The organism is Fictibacillus nanhaiensis, from assembly GCF_049537595.1.
GTDB classification, from domain to species: Bacteria; Bacillota; Bacilli; order Bacillales; family Fictibacillaceae; genus Fictibacillus; species Fictibacillus nanhaiensis_F.
In genome coordinates, this window is the sequence record NZ_JBMULM010000001.1 from 1,375,146 (window position 1) to 1,398,057 (window position 22,912).

General features: G+C 33.3%; 17 protein-coding genes. 13 read left to right on the plus strand and 4 right to left on the minus strand.

Annotation, left to right across the window (positions count from 1 at the left end; genetic code table 11):
- Positions 1 to 246 precede the first annotated feature (246 nt).
- The 7 genes from ACOZ9X_RS06995 to ACOZ9X_RS07025 all read left to right on the plus strand — a co-directional run bounded on the left by ACOZ9X_RS06995 (position 247) and on the right by ACOZ9X_RS07025 (position 8,378).
- Positions 247 to 1,065 (plus strand): alpha/beta fold hydrolase, encoded by an 819-nt coding sequence (locus tag ACOZ9X_RS06995; RefSeq protein ID WP_423417536.1) that lies wholly within the window; start codon positions 247 to 249, stop codon positions 1,063 to 1,065.
- Between the two features lie 50 nt (positions 1,066 to 1,115).
- Entirely contained in the window at positions 1,116 to 3,362 is a 2,247-nt protein-coding gene (locus ACOZ9X_RS07000) for an McrB family protein (protein ID WP_423417537.1), read from the plus strand.
- The gene (locus ACOZ9X_RS07005; protein WP_423417538.1) at positions 3,337 to 4,095 is read left to right on the plus strand and encodes a DUF2357 domain-containing protein; all 759 of its coding nucleotides are present in this window, start codon (positions 3,337 to 3,339) and stop codon (positions 4,093 to 4,095) included. The genes ACOZ9X_RS07000 and ACOZ9X_RS07005 overlap by 26 nt, the downstream gene beginning before the upstream one ends.
- Before the next feature lie 15 nt (positions 4,096 to 4,110).
- Positions 4,111 to 4,809 carry a nuclease domain-containing protein gene (locus tag ACOZ9X_RS07010; protein ID WP_423417539.1) on the plus strand — a complete coding sequence of 233 codons (699 nt, stop codon included), beginning with the start codon at positions 4,111 to 4,113 and terminating at the stop codon, positions 4,807 to 4,809.
- Positions 4,810 to 5,019: 210 nt separating this feature from the next.
- Positions 5,020 to 6,900 carry a PD-(D/E)XK nuclease family protein gene (locus ACOZ9X_RS07015; protein ID WP_423417540.1) on the plus strand — a complete coding sequence of 627 codons (1,881 nt, stop codon included), beginning with the start codon at positions 5,020 to 5,022 and terminating at the stop codon, positions 6,898 to 6,900.
- Between the two features lie 108 nt (positions 6,901 to 7,008).
- A complete protein-coding gene (locus ACOZ9X_RS07020; RefSeq protein WP_423418241.1) occupies positions 7,009 to 7,329 on the plus strand; it encodes a phosphoribosyl-ATP pyrophosphohydrolase in 321 nt (106 codons plus the stop codon).
- Positions 7,330 to 7,370: 41 nt separating this feature from the next.
- Positions 7,371 to 8,378 carry an HNH endonuclease gene (locus ACOZ9X_RS07025; protein WP_423417541.1) on the plus strand — a complete coding sequence of 336 codons (1,008 nt, stop codon included), beginning with the start codon at positions 7,371 to 7,373 and terminating at the stop codon, positions 8,376 to 8,378.
- 147 nt (positions 8,379 to 8,525) lie between these two features.
- Here the strand turns inward: ACOZ9X_RS07025 and ACOZ9X_RS07030 are convergent, their stop codons facing one another.
- Positions 8,526 to 9,383: an HNH endonuclease gene (locus ACOZ9X_RS07030; protein ID WP_423417542.1), complete on the minus strand. Its 858-nt coding sequence runs from the start codon at positions 9,381 to 9,383 to the stop codon at positions 8,526 to 8,528.
- A gap of 284 nt (positions 9,384 to 9,667) precedes the next feature.
- Here ACOZ9X_RS07030 and ACOZ9X_RS07035 point away from each other — a divergent pair, with 284 nt between their 5' ends.
- The 5 genes from ACOZ9X_RS07035 (at position 9,668) to ACOZ9X_RS07055 (ending at position 19,183) form a co-directional block, all read left to right on the plus strand.
- A complete protein-coding gene (locus ACOZ9X_RS07035; RefSeq protein ID WP_423417543.1) occupies positions 9,668 to 10,654 on the plus strand; it encodes a hypothetical protein in 987 nt (328 codons plus the stop codon).
- Positions 10,655 to 10,657: 3 nt separating this feature from the next.
- The gene (locus tag ACOZ9X_RS07040) at positions 10,658 to 12,187 is read left to right on the plus strand and encodes a hypothetical protein (protein ID WP_423417544.1); all 1,530 of its coding nucleotides are present in this window, start codon (positions 10,658 to 10,660) and stop codon (positions 12,185 to 12,187) included.
- Between the two features lie 12 nt (positions 12,188 to 12,199).
- Entirely contained in the window at positions 12,200 to 15,715 is a 3,516-nt protein-coding gene (locus ACOZ9X_RS07045) for a helicase-related protein (RefSeq protein ID WP_423417545.1), read from the plus strand.
- Between the two features lies 1 nt (position 15,716).
- Entirely contained in the window at positions 15,717 to 17,612 is a 1,896-nt protein-coding gene (drmB, locus tag ACOZ9X_RS07050; protein ID WP_423417546.1) for a DrmB family protein, read from the plus strand.
- A 209-nt stretch (positions 17,613 to 17,821) separates the two neighbouring features.
- The gene (locus ACOZ9X_RS07055) at positions 17,822 to 19,183 is read left to right on the plus strand and encodes a DNA cytosine methyltransferase (protein WP_423417547.1); all 1,362 of its coding nucleotides are present in this window, start codon (positions 17,822 to 17,824) and stop codon (positions 19,181 to 19,183) included.
- Positions 19,184 to 19,349: 166 nt separating this feature from the next.
- On the opposite strand, the gene ACOZ9X_RS07060 is transcribed toward ACOZ9X_RS07055, so the two are convergent.
- The 3 genes from ACOZ9X_RS07060 to ACOZ9X_RS07070 form a co-directional block, all read right to left on the minus strand.
- On the minus strand, positions 19,350 to 20,537 hold the full coding sequence (locus ACOZ9X_RS07060; protein WP_423417548.1) for an MspI family type II restriction endonuclease: 1,188 nt from the start codon (positions 20,535 to 20,537) through the stop codon (positions 19,350 to 19,352).
- A 701-nt stretch (positions 20,538 to 21,238) separates the two neighbouring features.
- Positions 21,239 to 21,586, minus strand: coding sequence for an ArsR/SmtB family transcription factor (locus tag ACOZ9X_RS07065; RefSeq protein WP_423417549.1), 348 nt, complete (start codon positions 21,584 to 21,586; stop codon positions 21,239 to 21,241).
- Complete coding sequence (locus ACOZ9X_RS07070; RefSeq protein WP_423417550.1) at positions 21,587 to 22,006, minus strand: SRPBCC family protein; 420 nt, start codon at positions 22,004 to 22,006, stop codon at positions 21,587 to 21,589.
- Positions 22,007 to 22,248: 242 nt separating this feature from the next.
- Here ACOZ9X_RS07070 and ACOZ9X_RS07075 point away from each other — a divergent pair, with 242 nt between their 5' ends.
- Positions 22,249 to 22,743: a plastocyanin/azurin family copper-binding protein gene (locus ACOZ9X_RS07075; RefSeq protein WP_423417551.1), complete on the plus strand. Its 495-nt coding sequence runs from the start codon at positions 22,249 to 22,251 to the stop codon at positions 22,741 to 22,743.
- The last annotated feature ends 169 nt before the right edge of the window (positions 22,744 to 22,912 follow it).

Sequence of the window (22,912 nt, forward strand, 5' to 3'; positions counted from 1 at the left end):
AGGTACTATGATCAGGTTTGAACGTTCACCGTCATATAAATCAAACATTACTAAAATTCCATACGTAACGAAGCCAGTCAATACTCCAAATAACAATCGAATCAAATAGTTCTTCAGAGATAGCCCTCCCCGTCATTTTCTTTTTCCATTTTAACACAACACCGTTATGATATTCGTTTCAATCCAAAATAGAAGGAATTTCTTCAATGACAGAGAACCACCTTTATAGAGAAGGAGTGCTGAAATATGTCGTATTGCGAAGTACAGAAAGCGATCATCTATTATGAAGAATACGGAAGTGGGACACCGATCGTGATGATTCACGGGTTCTCACCCGACCACCGCCTAATGAAAGGCTGCATGGAACCGATCTTTCAAGAGAGAGAAGGTTACAGATGCATCTATATCGACTTGCCAGGAATGGGGAAGACGAAAGACTATGAAACGATTCAAAACTCTGATGAAATGCTAGAAGCGGTCATTCAGTTCATTGATACCTTATTACCTGACCAATCGTTCTTACTGGCCGGTCAATCATATGGTGGTTATATGATGAGAGGTATCATCGCGAAAATGCCAGAGCGTGTAATGGGCGCAGCATTCATCTGTCCAATGATCTTACCCAATCACAGTGACCGAACATTGCCAGAACAAACCAATATAGAAGTGGATCATGAATTCTTAACTACATTAACAGAAGAAGAAAGAGAAGATTTCAAAGGCATTCATGTGAAGTTAAATGAATACACCTGGAAAAGGTACAGGGATGAAGTAGTCGTTGGCTTGAAAATTGCGGATTCAGCGTTCTTAGAGAAAGTCTCAGGAGCTTATGGGTATACATTTAAAATAGACCAAGAAGTGTTTGAGAAACCTTGTGTGTTTATAACAGGTAGGCAGGACCATGTAACGGGTTATAAGAATGTTTATGACTTACTTGATAAGTATCCAAGGGCTTCGTTTTCAGTGTTGGATGCAGCAGGGCATAATTTGCAGATTGAGCAGGGTGAGTTGTTGAAGGTACATATTAGTGAGTGGTTGGATAGAGTTAATACAACTGATTGTTAATCAATTTTCATTTAAAATCTTTTGTATAAGAAGAAAGGACTGAGGAAGACATGCACAACACTGTTACAAATATTTTTGATTTATCAAACTATCAATTTATATTTAATGAAGGTGATACTTCATCTAGATGTCGGAACGTTTTAGATAAAGTTCATGTAGAGATTAAACCTTTTTTTGAACAGTTTTGTAGGGAGAATAATCTTTTAAATGATAGCCGTTTCATTAAAGATTATTCCGTTACTTTAAATACAACTTATCATGACGCCAAGAATCCAAAATATGAAGAATCAAAAAAGAACTCATCGATTGGAAAAAAATATTATATTGCATTGAATGAAAGAATTGGTAATCAGGAAGTAAATTTAATAACCTTAGAGTTTAATGGAGTTAATCGAAAATTACATATTTCTATAGATTCAGAATATTATCCGATTTGGTATGAAATGAAGACAGGTAGAATGTTACCAACAGTGGAGAGATTAGATAACGATGTATTAATACAAACACAAGGAACATGGTATATAAGAGAAGCTTTTGATCAAAGTAATTTCTACAATGTTTTTACTGATATTAAAAAGCAAAGAAAGAGTACATCCTTTCATTTTGGGATTGAACTACCTTTAGAAGGTGCAATAAGTAGGGAAGATTTAAGTAACTATATTACGACATGTTGGGAAAAAACGACTCCTATCCGAGAATTGTTAATAGAAGAAAAAATATTAAGTGATAAAGCAGAATATATTTTGGATTTGTTTGCAAACGAATGGACTAAAGAGGTAACAATTCAGGTTATGAACCAATCCTATTCTGTAATTTTTGGAAAAACAGAGAGCTATAAACCGAGAGTAAGGAGACAGTCTATTGCTGTAAATGATAATAATCAGCTAATTACTAAAGGCTATTTCTATTATTTAGACAGAGATCAAAATTATGCTCCCAATCAGGTTGTCGCGGTTAATTTAGAAGGACATTTTCATATTTATACAGATGCAAGAGAATTGCTGGGTTCTTCAGTAAATGAATGGTGGATTAGAAAGATGTTTTCTTCTCACAAAAAGGATAATTCAGCAATTTTAACTAAAGCTTTAAATCTTCTAGAAGAACATGAGATTCCTACTAGAGAATCAAAGTATTATATGGGTACATTCGATAACCAAACAAGGTCTTTTGACAAAGAAATAATTAAAATAAAGCAAAATTTAATAGTAGCTAGTATTATATTTGCGGTAGCCAGTGAGCGACTAAATCTTGGTGATGAAATAGATGTAATTGATAACAATCCAAGTCCTGAGGAAGATGAGGAATTTGTAAGCAATTTTTCTTTTGTTGATATCTATGAAACAATTATAGAAAGTCAGTTCACATTTTCCACAGATATTATCCGTGACTTCCACCTAAGTCTAACTGCACTTGATGACAAACACTTTGTTATCTTAAACGGTATTTCTGGTACAGGTAAAACGCAGCTGTGCCGTTTGTATGCAAATGCTGTTTATGGTCTTGATTATGAGTCTGAGAATCCTTATTTGACGATTATTCCCGTTCGTCCAGACTGGATGGATGCAACAGCTTTATTTGGATACTACAGTTCATTCGAGAAAAAGTATGTGATGACGGAGTTCCTACAGGTTTTGATCTCAGCTCAAAAAGAGCGGGATAAGCCGCATTTTATCGTACTGGATGAAATGAACCTAGCGCGAGTGGAGTATTACTTGAGTGATTACTTAAGTGCTGTTGAGTCTCGTAAAGAAATTCTGCTTCATAATCGAGAGGATGTAACCGACATTCCACAAAAGATAAGTATTCCACCAAATGTTTATGTATTAGGAACAATAAATGTAGACGAAACAACTCATAGCTTATCTGATAAAGTGTTGGATCGAGCGTTTGTGATGACACTATCAGAGGTTGATTTTAAACATTACTGGTCAACACTGGACCAATCTGTAAAAGCCATGATGAGCAACGAATACGAGATTCTTTGTGAACTTCACAACGATCTGAAATCATTCGACCTTCACTTTGGTTACAGAACGATGAATGAGATGATTCAAAAGCTGGTTCGAAATAAGGAGCTCGATGAAGAGTTTAGTCTGGGTTCAATGCCAGCACTTGATAGAGTAATTAGTGAAAAGATGCTGCCGAAATTAAGAGGTGACGAGCGGATTGCCGAGTTGCTTACAACGCTTAAAACTAAATTCCAAGGTCACTTTGGAGAAGAGTCTCAATCATATGGTCATATCTTGAGAATGGAAAAGGAGCTGGAACGTTATGGAGCAACCCAGTTCTGGCGTTAAGTTCTACATCAATAGTAATGAAGAAGGCTGGCTGCCGCTTGAAGAAACCTATTTAAGAGAAGCCACTTCTTATGAGTGGAAACTGGAAGGTGAAAGCAATCCCGTTATCTTATTTAACGAAATGCCTCTTCCCTACGTTCCAAATGAATCTGGAGTTAGAGGTACTTTCCAAACACCCTTTCAATCAGGTGAAGCAACTTTTGAAGTCAACGGAACTCACCTTAAAACATACATCTACACGGATGAAAGAAAGATGACGACCGAGCAGTATGAGATCATGCTGAGAGAGATCCTTGAGGAAGCGGCGGTTTGTTTTGATTACAGCGGCCTGGATAAAGGGTTCAATACGAGTGGAAGAGAACGTACGCTGTCATGGACGCAGTGGTCGTACATAAAAAGAAGCTTTCACGAGTTATCGCTGCTGTTTCAAAAAGTCAATAGCAACCCATTATCTGTTCTTAAGCAGAAAAACTTTATGACGAACCGTGAAAAGATTCAGCAGGTTCATACGTTAACTTCACTCTGGCTGGAACGCAACCATGGTCGGACAGAGCAGCTTGTCCCTAATAAAGTGTGGACATCTAAACGGCAGGAAACGAACGACCTGTATGAAAACCGTTTAGTAAAAAAACAGCTTCTTGAACTAAGACATCTTCTCTCCCAATACCGTGATTATGTGGATGGTGTGTTAAAAGAGGAAGCAGAAAAACTAAGAAACAAGGTGTTTTACTGACTGAACCATTCATTCTTGATTGGTGTCAAACCTCATAACGACCAGGTGACCATCACACAGCGATTAAGAAAGCATCCGATTTACCGAAAATGGAATACATGGTTTGAAAAGCTGTATCAGCATCAGAAGTATGAAATTGGATTTGAGTATCACATACCGTTAAAAGACACATTTCAAGTATATGAGATGTGGTGTTACATGAAACTAATCAACCACGCGAGACAAAACGGGGAGCTAGCTGATACATCACAGCTTTATAAAACTACATCAGACGGAATCTTTCTTTCATTAGCTGAAAACAAAGAGAGTACCGTTAAACTGATTAACGGAGACACCATTTCATTCCAGCGGTTGTTTCAGTATCGAAATCCAGAACATGTTGCAGCTAACACAAAAGCACTTTTTTATACCTTCACCCAAAGGATGATTCCCGACATCGTCATTCAGCGAGGGGAAAAGCTATTTATCTATGATCCGAAATATCGAGTGCCAAATAACGTTGGAACAGCCCTTGGAGAAATGCACAAGTACAGAGATGGAATCAAAAACATCTTTACGGATGAAAATGTGGTTGAAGAAGTATATATCATTACCCCGTTTCAGGAGTCAGAAGATGAACTTAGATATTATTCTGATCGATTTCATAAAAGATACAAGATGGGGGCAGTAAAGTTGATGCCTGGAGTAACCGAAGAACATAATAGGTATATCTGATAAGGATAGTACAGCTCAAGCTATATGGCAGGTTGATAAAGGTGATGGAATATTCCTTGGGTTATTAAATGAGGATGGTACCGTCAAGGATTGGAGTTTCTTTACAACCTGGATTAATGGTCAGAATGATAATTCCAAAACACTTGTCTAATAGATAAGTGTTTTTACTATAGTTTTTCTGAGTAAATGAAATGTGAAAGGAGATATTAAATGAGTTATTCCCTTGAATCTATAGCTCAATTAGATCATTCAAAAGAATTTGCTGCTTTGCATCAAAAGTTTCATCAATTCAACCCACTTAAGGTGTTACGTGTAGATCAGTTTGAGATTCGTCATTCAAATGTATTGGCATGGTTATTAGATCCTAACGAAAACCATAAACTAGGCAGTTTTTTTATAGGCAAGTTGTTGTCTCGATTAATGACTCGTGTGGAAAACGAAGAAAAAATAGAGAACCTTAATTTTCCGTATTATTTATACCATAATCATTCATTTTCCGATCTTGAAGTATACCGGGAAGTTAAAACGGTAACAGGGCGTTATATTGATTTATTAGTGGTAATTCCTTCTCAAAAGTTGGTACTAGTGATTGAAAATAAATATCATGCAAGTGAATCATTTGGTCAGCTTGAGGATTATATTAACTATGCAAGAAGTATCTATATCGATGACTATACCATCGTTCCTATATTTTTAACGTTAAATACCGATGCTCCTTCTCATACTGATTTTTGGGTCCTAGATTACAGCGATATTCTAGATATCCTTTCATTACACTTAGAACTTAATCATGAAGCTATTCCAGACAGCGTTCATGAATTTTTAGTTCATTATACAGAAATCCTGCGAGAAGAACTTGTGACAGATGAAACTACAGTTCAACTTGCACTTGATGTATATGAAACAAGTCAGCCAGCAATTGATTTGTTATATTTAAGCCAACACGACGAATATCGAAAGTATCCACGTTATAAGGAATTGTACCAACAGTTAGAATCTTTAACTGATAGTTACAGACTTGCATTAACTAGAATCTATTTAACACAGAAGAAGACGATTGATTATATCTTTAAAGTTGGCAGGAATGTTTTAAGGGAAGCATTTTTAACGTTTGCAAAAGTTGAAGGGTTTCCAGAGGAATATTATAAAGCACATGTAAGAGTACCAAATTTTATATTGCCTGATTGGACTGATTTTGAAGAGACTATTGGGAAACCAGAAGAAGGTTACTGGCTAGGCCATGGACTTATTATATGGTTTGAGAGAACTTGGGATGACCGATTAAAGTTAACAATTGAAGTAGGACCAGTACATGATGAAAAACGCATAGCTTTATTAAATGCTTTAGAAAATGAAGGCATCTCCATTCGTTCTTCTTCAAAATTAGAAGGGAAAAAGTATACACGGATTTATAACCAGTTTACTGATGTTTCCGATTGGGCGGTTAAAACGGAAGTAGTAGAAGCTATGGAACGGCTATATCAAGACCCTCAAACAAAAACAATCTTTAAAAAGATTGCATCAGCAGTGGAAAATATGAGATACGGAGCAATTACAAATAAAAGTGAGGAAGAATTAGAGACAGAGATCATTCGAACAAATATTCCAAGAGAAGTCATTCCAAGCAAGTCTTTTCTAAAATTCATAGCTACATTAGCACTCCAGCAAGATTATTATCATTATAAACCTAGGTATCCATCTTTTATCATTCCTTTATTTCGAGAGCTTGAAGATAGCTATGGACAAACTAGAGAAAAATGGTGGTCATTCAATAGTGCATTTATTTTCTGGTTTCATCGTTTGAATGATGATAGGTTGAAGTTAAATATTGAATTGGGGCCTTTGTATCCTAAAAAACGTTTAGAGATTATTGAAGCACTTGAACAGATGGGATTGTCCATTAAACCAAAATCAAAACTTCCATCTGCGAAATTTACAATTCTTAATTCAAGTTCGAAAGTCATTAATTGGGAGGACGAGGAAGAAGTTTATGCTTCAATGTTGCAATTATATAACGAGTTATCATTCAAGGAGATATTGAAAATGATTACGATAATTAAGAATGAGAAAATTGGACTGGAGACCAATTAAAGATCTGAACACTTGCCCATGCGGTAAGTGTTTTTTCTTGGAATTACTTTTTTTGGTATAGAATTATTGATACTATTATCATATACAAATTGTAAAGGAGTATTAACTATCCCTACATACAACAAACTTGTCCGTGACCGTATTCCAGAAATCATTAAAAGGACAGGTGCTTCCTTTAACACTACTATTCTATCTGAAACTGATTATATAAAAGAGTTAAAGAAAAAATGTTATGAAGAATTAGATGAATATACTGCAGCTGATAATGACAAGGATGCTGTTGAGGAACTGGCTGACCTTTTAGAATTAATGTGTGCACTAGCCAAAGTGCATGGAGTTGATTTCTATGAAATTGAAAAAGTACGACATGAAAAAGCAGAAAAACGCGGAGGATTTCAGGAACGTATTTTTTTAATCAATGCAGAATAATTTTGCGGTATTAAAGTCAAAACAGGAAAGAGATGTTGGCATTGAGCCACAAATTACAAGTAGGTGAAATGAAAGTTGAATATTTGACTGACAAAGAAATATGGGGACACTTCAATTATATTTTTTCTCCAAAATCTAAAAATTCTACAACATATAAATTTGTCTTGATTAAGTCAATTTTAGAGAATCTTTATAATGTTAATGAAAAATTAGAATTAACGTATGATGAATTATATACAAGCTTCTCTAAAATATATTGGAATCTTGTTGTACATCATAATTTAAATCAGATAAATATGACTGGTAAGAAGTCTGAAGTACAAAAAATACTTTTAGAAATCAAAGAAAAATACATGGTTCCAAATACTTTTGTATTTGATAAACTTTCTAAGGAGTTGCAAATCGAAGTCATCACAAAAGTTAAAAAAAAGGCTAAGTTGAATGTTATGGGTGCTATTTACGGTGATACTAAAAGTACTATTTATGATTTCGATAATAAAAGAGAATTTATTAAAATAAATCCTAGTGTATACTCGTTTATGCAACGCTTCCAGAAAGTACTGAGTTACTTAACGAATTATCATCTTGCACTATTTTTAGAAAAGTTTAACCAAAAAGGTGACATTACAAATCTTCTTATGAAAGTTGAAAATGTATCCAAAAGATCTTCGTTGAATGAATTCTACTTTGTTTTATCATTATTTTATAATGATAAATGTTTTTATTGTGGAAAAGAAATTAAGAAAAAAGGTTCTATCCATGTTGATCATTTCATTCCATGGAGTTTTGTGCAAACTGATCAATTATGGAACTTGGTCATATCTTGTAGTTCTTGTAATTTAGCTAAAAATGATAAATTAGCGGTAGAACATTTTTTGGATTATCTTATAGATAGAAACATAGAATTAACCAAGCATACAATTGTAAACCAAAGACCAGATATGAAAGTCTATACAGAAAAGAAATTGATAGAGCTTTATATATATTCTAAGGAAAATGGGTTTACAGACATTTGGACTCCACAGAAGAAAATCGAAAAATATCCTTAAGTTTCAGCTGGTAGATAAAATCCCCTGTCTACTAGCTTTTTTTATTGCAGAATGAAATAACATCATGTTTGAGGAGCAAAGCCAACAGCTCGTAAAGTTCATCAACCGTCAGATTATGGAGCCATGCGGCTCCATTTTATTATTTACTTAAATAAAATTTCTAAGATAATTAGTTGTGTTTTTATTGATAACAGTTATATTACCTTCAAAGTTTATCTCAATTATATCTCCCAAGTCAGTAATAGTTAGGTCGTTTGCATGGTGGACCTTTCTATGACAGTTGGGGCAAACGAGAATTACATTGTCAGAACATAAGGAATTTTTTTCACTTAGTGAGAGTTGAGATATGTGATGCGCTTCAATGTACCTTTCACCATTTGTCTTTATAAAACCAATCCAATTGCAAATCTGACATTTTGCCCCAAGTATCTGTTTTAGCGCATCAGTAATACTTCTACCTCTATCTAAATGACTGCTAATAATTTTATCTTTTTTTAGAGGTTCCAAACCTTTATATTTTTGATTTAAGTTTTCTAGTAATGTTATGGGATTACTATTTGAACTCATTCTCTCTAGTTCAGCCATCTGATTTATTAATACGTCATTCACCCCACCTGCTTCAAGAATTGTGGTATAAGCATCATTGGAAAGTTTGCGTACAGAATTTTGCCAAGAGGGAGTTGGCTTATTCCGTATAATTTCATAACCAATTGATTCATAATATCCTCCAAGCGGATTATAGATGGGCACTTTATTTCGAAAAGGAACACCTTCTACAATATGAGCATAATAGTCTTCACCATCTTCAGAAACATCTATTTTTCCAACTAAACCATATCCGAAGTAATATCTATTTTCACGTTTATGCCTATCACCTTGATAGTATATAAAGATGTCTCCAGTTTTAATTTGGTATCGGTATCTTTTAGGGTAGTGATATAAAAAAAATGGAATATCTTTATATACTGATTCTTTGTCAATGTTTTGTGAAAGTATGATGAACATTAAAATCTACTCCTTTGGTAACTTGAACAATTATCCTTATCTTAACATTTGTAAGTGTTTTTTTATGGATTACTTTTTTTGGTATAGATTTATTGGTACTATAAATATACAAGATGGTTATTGCCAAAATAATTATTGGTTTAACTTCAAGAATCAATTCTGGAGCATCCCACAACACTAGTATTCTATAAAAATGTTATTAAGAGCAGAATAAGTATGCAGTTGAGATATTATTATAATTTTTTTAATAAGTTTAATAGTATGAAAGATTGTGAGGGGTAAAATTGTTTGATTTACACGTAGAAAATAAAAACAAATGGGAATTATTACCGAATTGGGCAAATTTTTATATAATGGTCGGGAAAACTTTTTATGAGAGCTTAACAAATAAAACAAAATTAAGACTTGTTTTGACATTACCTTCAAGAAGTTATGCAGGTGTTTTTATTGCGTATGGAGCAATGCTAGCATTAATAATGGATAAAGTTGACAAGAATACAATTGATACTCATTTCAAAAAAATTAAAAATCTTGATATAGGTACTTCTGTAGTATACCGCAAGCAAGATCGTATTTACCGTGGTATTTATTCTGGAACAGAAGAAATAAACGGTGAAGAAAGAATTAAAATAACTATTCAAGAGAAAAAAGCTGGGAGTTTAACAGAACTCCTAAGTAGTAATCAAACACTATCTGTCCAGGTTGCTAATGAAAAGAACTATAAACTACCAAAAAACCCAAAAGGTAGGGAAAATAAAGTTTCAGATTTTATAAAAATAGGATTTCAAAACTATAACTATCATCGTTTACTTACCCACTCGCAACTTCAATTTTATTATATAGGTCGTAAAAAATGGATAAAAGAAGAAGCCGTAGAAACCGAAATGGCACTCTATGATTTTAAAAAAAGTCAATATGTTAAAGGTAATTTACATGAATTACTTCGTATGAAGGAATTAATGGGTGAACAAGCTTCCTATCAATCACAATTAATATCTTCAAGTTCTGGCAGTCATGAAATTAATTTAAATTATTCTACTGCCTCCACATTTACAATATTCGATGGAGCTATGAGTTATTTACGGTGGAGAGAAGTATTTAAGTCAACACATTCTGTTGTAATTCTTGATAGAACTGAAACAAATTTTGAAAATGCTATTTATGAAATAAGCAATGATCTTTTATTATCTCAAAAAAATGACATGGATTTTCCTTTAAATGTTCAACATATCCCAAGAGGTATTGAATTAATGTTTTGGGAGGTTTATTAATTTATGAATTTTTCTTCTATAAATAAAATTTATGAAAACGTAAATCAATACGAACTTCACTTTCATAGATTACAACATTATGGTTTGAAAAAATTTTCAACCGCATTGTATCGCTTAGAAACAGAAATTAAGATAAACGAATTATCTCATGAGTTGTTGTTAAATGACTTAATTTCGAGTTTAAGAAAATATCGTTTCTATATATGTGCTTCTTTAATATCTTTTAATGAGTTCACTAATTTTCTTGAAAAAGAAAAATTAGACCAGTTGTATAATCGATGTTGCAACCTATTTCCAAATATTATATCTGAATTAGAGAATTGTTATTTTGAATTTAATACTCTAGTGAAATTAGAAGAAAATCCAATGTTAGATTATATAAATAATAATATAAATAAAAATTTATATACAGGTGTACTATTAAAGTCCACATTTGACTATGAAGCAACAAATTCATTAATTCAATCTATTTTTGTAAAAAACAATTGCAGACTGATTGGGTCACAAATTTTGAAAACGGATACTTTTTTTGATCAAATTATTATTATTGGTCCAACTCGTTGGTTTCCCTATTTTATATATAATAGTCCTCATGCCCCTAAAGTTCACACCATTACATATAAATGGTTGGAACGAAAGTTTGAGGAAGACTTATATTTAGAGAGAAGTACAAATAAATCAACTATCTTTTCCGGTAGGAAAATCATTTTTAATGATCAGTTATTTCAAAAAGATGAGCTTGAGGATGTTATTCTTGAGACTAATATTGAAAATACATTAGATCATAAAATTATAGAAAAACAACTCTCGAATATCACAAAAAAAACAATTATTAATGAAGAGGTTGTTCCTGCTAAGCTTGTGGTTCTAAGTAATGATAGAGGTATTTTCTTTGAAGATGTTTCGTTAAAAAATATTTTTTCAATCTATTCTGATCCTTATGGATTTACTATTGGGAAAACTTCAATAAATGAGATTGAAAAGAATTCATATATTCTTGTTAGAACTGGCACAAAACAAGACTTAATCCGTGCTAAAGCTGATGAAATAATTGGAAATAATTCACAATTATATCGAAAAATCCAAATGCGGTGGAAGAATAGGCTTAGATACTACGTTCTTCAAAATGGTATGAATTTTGTACAAAAGGCATTATTAAACCTAGGAGTTAAAAATCCAACTGAACCAAATATTCGTAATTGGATGTCAGAAGATAATATAAAGCCTGCTTTAGAAAACGATTTTAAAAATATATTAAAGTTTATTAATTTAGAAGAAAAGACTGATAAGTATATTAAAGTTGCAAAGTTGTTACTAAGAGCTCACATGGAGGCAGGAACATTAATTCGTAGAAAGCTTATAGATGAAATTAAAAAAACTGATTTGTCTGTTTTAGAACTTAGAGGAGAACATGTTTTTAATTTGCCAGGTGAGAAAAATGTCTCCTTTACAGCTTATAGGGTTGAGTTCATTGTTGAAAGAAAATATCAGGTTCCTTCGAGCGAATTAAAAGAAGTTATTTCATTAAGATAGGTGGAATATATATTGAAATCTTTAGGGAATACTAAAACTAATGATTCTTTTGGGTTAATAAGAGAAGAGAATGTAAAAAACAGAGAAAAAATAATTGCTCAATTAAAATCGGAATTTATTGGTGGAGGCACTTTATACGGTTTAGAAATAGATTGTTCTGGTGAAATTTATTTTGAAAAAACTGAGGCTTACAAACCTTATATACAACATGATACTAAAGAAGAAATCATTCAAAGTGGGAGTCCATTAAGAAGGTATGGCGCAGCTATACTATTCCCGACAGATAAGGAAAAACTAGATGAGGAAAATGAAATTTCAGAGATTGGTAAATTAAATGAAAATGAAAATAAAGAAGAGCTTATTGATCTGAAAGAAATTGAAAAACTTGAAAATAGGTATACCAATTATAATAGAGAGACCCATGACGACTTTGATATTACAACTGCGAACTCTTATCGTCAAAATAGTATGGCTATAAGTTTTAAGGCGGAAATTAATAATCAATCTAATTTAATTATTCATGTCACTGGCGGAAGATATACACCTAAAAATGTTTATATAGAAGGTAAAGAACGAGAATGGTGGCTACGTCATCCTATTGAAGGATCATTCAGTTGTTCTGGAAGAACACTGCTACAAAAACAAATAAACAGTGCTGAGCCTTTAAATAAAATTGAAGGTTTAGATTTAGATGTAAAAATTATTTCGCGGCTACAGGATGATGGAACAAGGCTATTTACTGTCAGTTTAACAAACCGTTCAATAGGAACTGGTAACAAAAAGTTAGACAGCCTATGTTTATTTCAATCTGCTTTTAGTGTCACCATAGAGCAGCCAAATGATGAATCACCAAAAATCTTGCCTTATCCTGAAGGAGATATTTTTGAAAACCTTGATAATGAGGAAAAGTCGATTGCTTTATTGTATCGTAAGTTAAAAACATATGCGATAGGTCATGGATGTGCTGCTGATTGGGGAAAAGTGAGTGAAGAAAAAGTATTTACTGTAAATACAGAATTTTTTCCAACTTATGAAACAAAAAGTATGACACCAGATATAACTCGTGAAGATAATTCGAAAATTGAAGTGTCAATGAAAAAATTGGCTGGATTAGACCCTAGTAATGACGGTTTTCAAGAGCTTGAAGAAATAGTATTTTTATATCGTCGATGGATTGAAAAACAAAAAATTAAGATAGCTACACTTAATTCTAAGTTTATTGAAGTTGCAAATGCAAACTTAAAAAATTGTGAAGAGTCTGCTGATAGGATGGAGAGAGGATTAAACTATTTAAAAAATGATACAGATGCTTTAAAGGCTTTTCGTCTAGCGAATCATGCAGTATTACTTCAACAAATTACAGGCCAACGACGCTCTGGGTTCATTCAAGATGATAGTTTAGTATTTGATAGCATTTATGAAGAACCAAATATTGATAGTATCTCCGAAACAAAAGGAAAGTGGAGAGCTTTCCAAATTGCTTTCTTATTAATGTCAGTTAATTCTGTAGGACAAAAAGATTCAGAAGAGCGCAACATCATTGATCTTATTTTCTTTCCAACGGGAGGGGGGAAAACTGAAGCCTATTTAGGTTTAGCAGCTTTTACGATGTTTATGAGAAGGATTAAGAATAAACAAGATTGTGGAGTGGATGTATTGATGCGCTACACATTACGTCTATTAACTGCTGACCAATTCCAACGATCGTCTAGATTAATATGTGCAATGGAAATCTTACGTAGAAAACATATTGAAATTCTTGGAACAGAGGAATTTTCAATCGGTATTTGGTTAGGTGGAGAAACAACTCCCAATAGCAATGATGATGCTATAAAAGCATTAAAAAACATTAATAGTGGTAAATCAGAAAATAATCCATTTATCTTAAGTTCTTGTCCATGGTGTGGTGCTGAACTTGGTAATTATAAAATACAAAATACAAGACAAAGTTTTAAAAATAGGACTGGAAATAAAAGAATAAATAATAGATTTAAATTTTTAGGATATAAGGGAATGATTGATAGAGTCATTATTCATTGTCCAGACAACAAATGTAAATTTTCTGACAAACTTCCGATTTACTTAGTAGATGAAGAAATTTATAAAGTGAGACCAACTTTTATAATTGGAACTGTAGATAAATTTGCAATGTTAGCTTGGAAACCGGAAATAAGAAGTTTATTTGGAATAAATGACGCAGGTCAAAGAAATATGTCCCCACCTGGTTTAATTATTCAAGACGAACTTCACCTCATATCTGGTCCATTGGGATCAATGACTGGTTTTTTTGAAACAATTATTGATGAACTTTGTACTGATAAAAGAAATGAAATACACTATAAACCAAAAATTGTTTGTTCAACTGCTACAATTCGTCGCTATAAGGAACAAGTTAAGTCGTTATATGCAAGGGAAGAGGTTAGATTGTTTCCCGCGTCTGCACTTGATGAAGATGATTCTTTTTTTGCAACCTATGCAGTGGATAAAAAAGGTGAATATATGCCCGGCAGAAAGTATGTAGGGATTAACTCACCTGCTTTAGGATCAATGCAAACTTTGCAAGTTAGGGCACTAACATCTTTACTTCAAGCACCAATGACATTACCAGAAGACATGAGAGATCCTTGGTGGACATTACTTATTTTCTTTAACAGTTTACGAGAATTGGGAACAACAATTACTTTACTTCATTCAGATATTCCTAACCATTTGAAACTTCTGCAAAATCGACTTGGAATTAATTTTGAGGAACTACGGAAATTAAAGAAAATTGAAGAATTAACTTCAAGACTATCAAATGATGAAGTTTCGGTTGCAATTGATAAATTGAAACAAAGCTATGATGATACAGGAAAAGTAACTGATATTAGTCTCGCTTCAAATATTATTGAAGTTGGTATTGATATAGATAGACTTTCACTTATGTCGGTTGTAGGGCAACCGAAAACTACAGCTCAATATATTCAAGTAACTGGTCGAGTTGGAAGACGATGGTATCAAAGGCCAGGATTAATTGTGACTTTATATAGTGCTTCAAAACCAAGAGATAGATCTCACTTTGAAAAATTTCGTAGTTATCATCAAATGTTATATGCACAAGTAGAACCAACAAGTGTTACTCCATTTTCCCCAAAAGTAATTGACCGTGCTTTACATGCTTTAATGATAGCTTATGTACGTCAAAATGGAGACAAACATGTGGTAAATACACCAAGGCCGTTTCCAGAAAAATTAATTAATGAAATTGAAAATGTTATTTTAAATAGAGTTAATATAGTAGATCCAGCAGAGGTAGAAAACGTGAAAAATGTGTTTGCTAGAAAAAGAAGAGAATGGGAAAGACGTGAACCCTTAAAATGGAGTGGGAACCCAGATAATGAAGATTATCCTTTAATGCGTATAGCAGGTCAATATGCAGATCAAAAGGCTATTCAACGTTCCTGGCCGACTATGACATCAATGAGAAATGTAGATGCACAATGTAGGGGGGAAATTTCAGATTCCTATATAGAATTTGAGGAGGAATAAAATGGTTGACATACCGATTAGAAGAGCCCAATTAATTGCTCCTTTTGGACCGGGAGCAATGACAGTTACTAAAGAGGGAGTATCAGTGATTTGTGCTGGAATTGATCACTGGTATAAAGATAATTATGGTACTTATGAAAATATTGATATTGAGCACTTTAAAGTAAATGAGTGGCGTTTAGAGAAATTATTGAATGTTAACCATTTTCGATTACCACCAGATTTTAGAAAGACAGGTCAATCAAAAAATAACACTAATCTTTACATGAATATTCCTTTTCTTAGATTCCCTCAATGGCATTATTGCAGATTTTGTGGAAGACTTGAAAAGTTTAATCTCCATACAAGATCAAATCGATTAGAATGCGCAACCTGTAAGGAGAAAAATCATAAAAATTATTTAGTTCAGGTTCCTTATGTTGCAATGTGTGAACATGGTCATCTTCAAGATTTTCCATGGAGGGAATGGGTACATCGATCTTCACATCCTACCTGTAATAAGACAATGTTTTTAAATAGTATTGGTGGATCTAGTCTCGCCTCCATGGTCGTAAAGTGTGAGTGTGGTGTTGAGCCTAGAAGTTTGATGAGAATAACGTCCGTAAATAGTAATGGTACTACACATTTAAGCCAGCATCTTGATAATGATAAAGATTCAGTTTTTACTTGTCAGGGTAAAACACCATGGTTAGGTTCAGAAAAAAGTCAACTATGTTCAAATAATTTAAGAGCTACGTTAAGAAATGCTTCTAATGTTTACTTTGCAAAAATAAAAAGCTCTATTTACATCCCCGCAGATAAAAGCAAAGAAGTAGATGAAATATTGGAGATGTTCCGTAGTGAGTTGTTTAAACCCTATCTTACAATTATAAATCGTCGTCAGGGTTCTATCGATGAACAAATAGAGGATATGAGAGTTTTAGCGAATAGAGAGTTACAACCTTATACGGACAATCAAATCAAAGATGCTTTAAATGCCTTGAACAATGAATTAGAAACCATTGAAGAAGAAAGTGAAAATACTAATTCTGAACATAGGCTACGCGTAGAAGAATATAATGTTCTTGAAAATGAAACAGATCAACATAATTTGCGAATTATTAAGGCAGACATGAATAAGTACGAGGTTAATATTAGAAGGGATTTTTCTGATATATTCTTAGTGGAAAAATTAAAAGAGACTCGTGTATTAGCAGGATTTACTCGTATTAATAGTGAAAATGGCTTAAGCACCGAGGAATTAAAAAGGCTGCTGCGTCTCAATGAACAAAGTGATGAAGATGAACATTGGCTTCCTGCATATGAAGTATATGGTGAAGGCATTTTCTTAAAACTAAATAAAGAAAAGCTATTTGAGTGGGAAAATTCACCGCAAGTTCTTGGTAGAACTAAATCTTTGCAAGACAAGGCTGATGAACTTTTTCGGGAAGGACGAATGACATATAAAAATATTACTCCAAGGTTTGTTATGATACATACACTTGCACATCTTATAATTAATCAGCTTACATTTGAATGTGGGTATAGTACTGCTGCCTTAAGAGAAAGACTTTATGTATCGAAAAGTTCTGAAGAAAATATGTGCGGATTATTAATTTATACAGCTGCTGGTGATTCAGATGGTACATTGGGTGGTCTAGTGAAAATGGGAAAACCGGGGAATCTCGAGTCGATTTTAAAAAAAGCTATTGAAAATGCAAGATGGTGTTCTGCAGATCCTATATGTATGGAGATTGGCTCTCACGGAGGACAAGGTCCTGATTCATCCAACCTTGCAGCCTGTCATAATTGTGGACTCCTTCCAGAAACTGCTTGTGAAGAATTCAACCGTTTTTTAGATCGTGCTCTTATAGTAGGGGACTTGTCTTCTGATAATATAGGATATTTCAATTTGTAATTTTTTAATAAAGCTTGTCTAAGTTGGCAAGCTTTTTTATTAACTTCTTGAAATGGAACATACGTTTGCTATAATGGTAGTATATAACATTCAAATTAATTGAAAAAAAAGTTATTAACTGAATTTAAGAAAACACATGATATAGTAGGTAATGTGTAAGTATGCGTGAGTTATTTTGTTAATAGATTTAAATTTAATGGAGGTTTATCATGTCTTTTACAAGTATTGACCTTTTTTCTGGACCTGGTGGTTTATGTACTGGATTCAAATGGGCAAAAATTAAACCATTAATTGCTGTTGAAATGAGTGATTGGACGGTAAAAACATATGCAAGTACACACAATGCAGTTATACTAAATTTAAATGAATTTCTTAATGGTAATATTAATGAAAAAGAATTTTTTCAGTTTGACCCTGAAAAAAGAACTGTTGTTATTCATGGAGATATAACAAAAGTTGAAAATAATATCATTTCTAAGTTACTTCAAAGTCGTTTTAATACAAAAACAGTTGATATTGTAACTGGTGGTGCACCTTGTGAAAGTTTTTCTATGGCTGGCCATCGAAAAGAAGATGACGAAAGAAATAATCTCTTCTTAAATATACTTCGAATAGCCCGACATGTGGATTCTAAGATGCTATTATTTGAAAATGTAAAAGGTTTGTTTTCAAAAAGTGTTAATGGAGTTCCTGGACAAATGTATAAGGATATTTGTGATGAATTTGAGCGTATTGATCCAGTAACTGGGGTTGGTTTTAAGTTAGCAAGTCGCGAAAAAAGCAATGTTTTGTTAAAAGCTAGTGATTACGGTGTACCACAAAATAGAGAACGCATTTTCCTTGTTGGTATTAACACTAAATATAATGGTAATTATGAATATCCTCAGCCAACACATGGACCTAATTGCAGTTTTCCATATGTTAGTGTGGGAGACGCAATATTAGACTTGCCTCAATTGGATTCTGGAGAAGAAACATCTAATTACATTGAAGATAGGATAACTAGTATACAAACTGAAACAACATCTGGTAAGGATTTCATCCGAAAAATGAGGGGGGAATTATTAGAAGTACCAAATCATTTATCTTTTAATATTAATGAGATCACCTCACATAAAGCCGTAAACCATAGAAAAGTAATGTTAAAACGTATGGAGCTCATTAGACAGGGTGAAAATATGCGAACAACAGCAGAAAGATTGATTATGGAAGGTAAAGAAGATTTAAGAAATGCATACTTTCCTAAAAAGTTGTATGGGGCACGAAATAGGAGATTGGTTGAAACTTTACCTAGTTTTACAGTTACTAGCCATTGTTTAGATGAGATGATACATCCGAATAGTGATAGAGGATTAACCCCTCGGGAAGCAGCAAGACTTCAGTCCTTTCCCGATTGGTATATATTTGAAGGACCTTATGTGAAATTTCACAGTGACCCAGAGCAAGATCGTTACGAACAAATAGGGGATGCGATCCCTCCGCTTCTAGCTTACGCTCTAGGAATTCAGGTTGAAGTAACATTGAGAGATATTAAAGAACATAAAACACTTGTAAATACGATAGAAGTATAAAAGTAGAGCAGATTATTAAATCTGCTCTACTTTTATAGAAATATATTAAAACTAATCCGTACAAAAATTTGCTTGAGTTTATAGACTTCATAAAAATTAATATTTACTACAATACAATTGGTTAAAATTTTAAAAGTCAATCTTAAATTAGCCATTTATACATATTTTAAATGACACGACCACGTAACTGTATATTAGTTCCTCTTGTCCCTGTGTATGTAAAAGTAAAAGGACTACCTAATTGTCCATTTTGAACTTCCGATAATATTTTGTCTATATACTCGTCACGTCGATAAATCTCTAACTCTTTTTTATCATTTTTATAAACTGTAAAATATTCTGCATTCTGAATCCCTTTTCCTTCGCCACCGATTCCAGCATATGCCCATTCTGCAAGTGCACGATGGTACTTTGGAAGTAAGTTGATAATTATATCCTGATAATATTTAGGAATTTGTGTAGGAGCACCTTTTTCTTGTAATTCATAAAGTGCTTCTTTTAATTCAGGTTCATCAATTTTTAAGACATCTATGTATACTTCTGCACTATACTGATTAATAGCCACCCAACCACTACTTGTTCGCTTCGAACTAATTGTAAATTCTAAAGGGGTTAATGAATCTGTATATATATGTACGACAATATCAGTTTTAGGTTTACCACCACGACTTTTTTCTATTCTAGGAGTAAGTAAAGGTATTTTATCAGTTGCATTTATTTTGGAAATTGACTGACCTAGAGGAATATTAAAGCTCTCAAGTATTTTTTTGAAAAACGGAAAGTTAAAACCTAAATCCATATTTATTTTACCATTCCAAATGTCTAAATTTGTTGGATGCGTTAAAATATCAATCAACCATTTTTCAAATGCAGTTCCTTGTAAAGCTTTTCTCTTTTGAACACTTTCGTTCTCTAACCATTTTTCCTCAATCATCATGTAAAAATCTGCGAAACTTACTACTCCATCAAGTGAAGAATATATTTCATTCAATAATATATCTGTATTATAATTCATGCATTTTTTTATATCATTTTCTCCCATTGCATCGGGATAAATTACAAAAGCTTTTTTGTAAGATTCATCAATTTTTTTAAAGTGGTACGCATTCCATTGGTAGCCATTCATTCTTTCTCTAGGGAATGTTGTAGTTGATTGAATAACCCATCTTTCTCCATCAAAGAACTCAATGGAAAAAGGGAAATAGAATTGTTCCTTTTTATATCCTATTCGAATATTTTTTGAATAAAAATTAAATTGTTTTATATACTTTCTTTCTTTTAATTTTTCTAGTAAAGAGTATATTATCATTTGATGTGCAGTGCCTCTAAAAGATCTGGAAAATTGGTCAGTCATATTTTGTTCTCCTTCAATACAAGTTGTTTGTTTTGAAAAAAAGTTAATCACAGTATATCAGAGAGCATTTATCTTTTCATTACAACCAAAAGGTACATTCTCTGACTTTTGTAAAATGTTGGACTACGCTTTTTGGGATTACCTGCTACATATTTTAAAATGAATTGATAGATTATAACACTATATACAAATTCAATAATACTTTGTTTTCAAGGATTTTAAATAGTTAAGTAAACTAATAACTCTTATTATCTGTTGACGATTTATTGTTTGTTGTTATATTAGAATATTTTATAACACAAACATCACAAATGGGCATTTGATTATGATACTTGAGTATTTCCCAATCTGAAGGATGCAATTTTTTACCACATCTGATGCAAAATTTTTGTTTGCTCAATTCTACTCCCCTCCTTAGGGCCTTCTTTCTTTTATACTTAATTTTAACAGTTTAATCCAATTATATCCAAGGAGTTTTGTACTCTCATAAAATTAAGGAGAATAGCTATTGATACAACTTAACTATAGTTTAAGAGTGAATTGAGGAAACTGAAAGTTAGATTTTTAGAATAAATAATTTTAACACTACTGTTTCTCATAGTAGTTTAATTCGGTAATATATATATAACTAACTTTATTATTAAGTCAATATGATTTCATTATTTGTGCTTTGAAGAATAAATAGGAAAAAATAAAAAAGCTTAAGGGCTCCTTAAGCTTTTTTGTTTATTTTCAATCTCAACTGAGTGTCTCAACATCGACAACTTATTCTCCCAAAACTTCTCATAATAAGCTAACCACTGTTTCACTTCTGTTAAAGGTTCAGGATGCAGCTGGTAAATCTTTTCCCGTCCTTCTTTTCTGCCAGATATGAGTTCAGCCTCCGTTAAAATCTGCAGATGCTTTGTCACAGCGGTTCGGCTCATATCAAAATGATCGGCTATCTCTGATATCGGCCGTTCACTTTCTGAGAGGAGCCTCAATACTTCACGTCTTGTAGGATCGGCAATCGCTTTAAAGACATCGTGTTTTTCTGCTGGTGCTGCCACTTAGCCCTCAACGACCTTTTTCAGTCTCTCATTCACGATACCAACCCATCCGCCGTTCATACGGTCACGTACATCTTGCGCTTTTTGATTCGCTTTTCCAACGATCGCATCTTCTTCTTTCCAGCCGCTGTGGATCAGTGTGAACTCTGTTTGATCTCCTTTTTCTTCTAACAGAAACGTCACGACCCAGCCGTCTGTGTCCCATGAAAAGGAAAGCTTATGCGGTTCATCGATCACGAGCACTTTACACGGTGAAGGACCAAAAGGGGACTGGATGTGAAACTCGTGACCTTCTTCTGCTTTAAAGTCATTCGGCATGAACCACGTTGACATGCCTTCTGATGTGGATACAGCATCCCACACTTTTTGAATCGGTGCGTTAAAGGTTGCGGTTTGTTTAATATCTGGTAGTGTTGACACAAGCATTCATCTCCTAGTCTGAATATGTAACCATTTGGTTGTACGTTTAGAATATAACACCTTTTGGTTGTATGTCAATTCATAATAAGATACATTTCCAGCAAAACAGTATATTTGAGATCATCCTAAATTTCTTAAGAAGTGAAGAGAATCGTTATTTTGATGATCCATATATCCGGTTCTTCCGTTTACTTTATAAAGGAAGATAAATCCACGGATTTGTCTTGAGAGGATGATCTTTTATGAAATGGGTAAAGAGGATTACGATGAAAACTGGATGTACTTTATTATTAGCTGGTGTTCTTTTGACTGGTTGCTCATCTAAGGATAGTGAAGTATCAGAAGAGCCGAATAAGGGAGCAAAAGAAGTTACTGAACAACAGAGTAAGCATAGTGAGGAACATGGTTCAGAGGATATGATGGAGGAACCTTCTTCAGCGAGTGATCAACAAGCGAGGGAAGTGACGGAAGCTATGGCTTCTCCTTTATTAAAAAAGGGGGAGGAGACTTTGTTTTCATTTCCGAACGAAGGTGTTTATCTTATCCATTGTGACCCGCATCCTGTTATGAAGATGAAAGTGATCGTTCAGACAGACGCTAAACAAACTGGTTCAGTAACACTTAACATCAAAGATTACGAATTTAGTGAAAAAGAAATTACGGTTGCGCCGGGTACTTTGATCACATGGAGAAATCAAGATTCCGCTCAGCACAATGTTGCAATTGAAGTTGAATAAAAAGAAACATGCGTTAACTATGTGTCAACACATGTAAAACCGCTTTTCCTTGTGAGAGCGGTTTTTTATATTACTATTGTCTTATTTAGGGAAATGAACATTTAAAATATCGAATATCAATTAAGAGTATAGTGGCTAACACCGATATCTCTAACAAGTATACGCAATG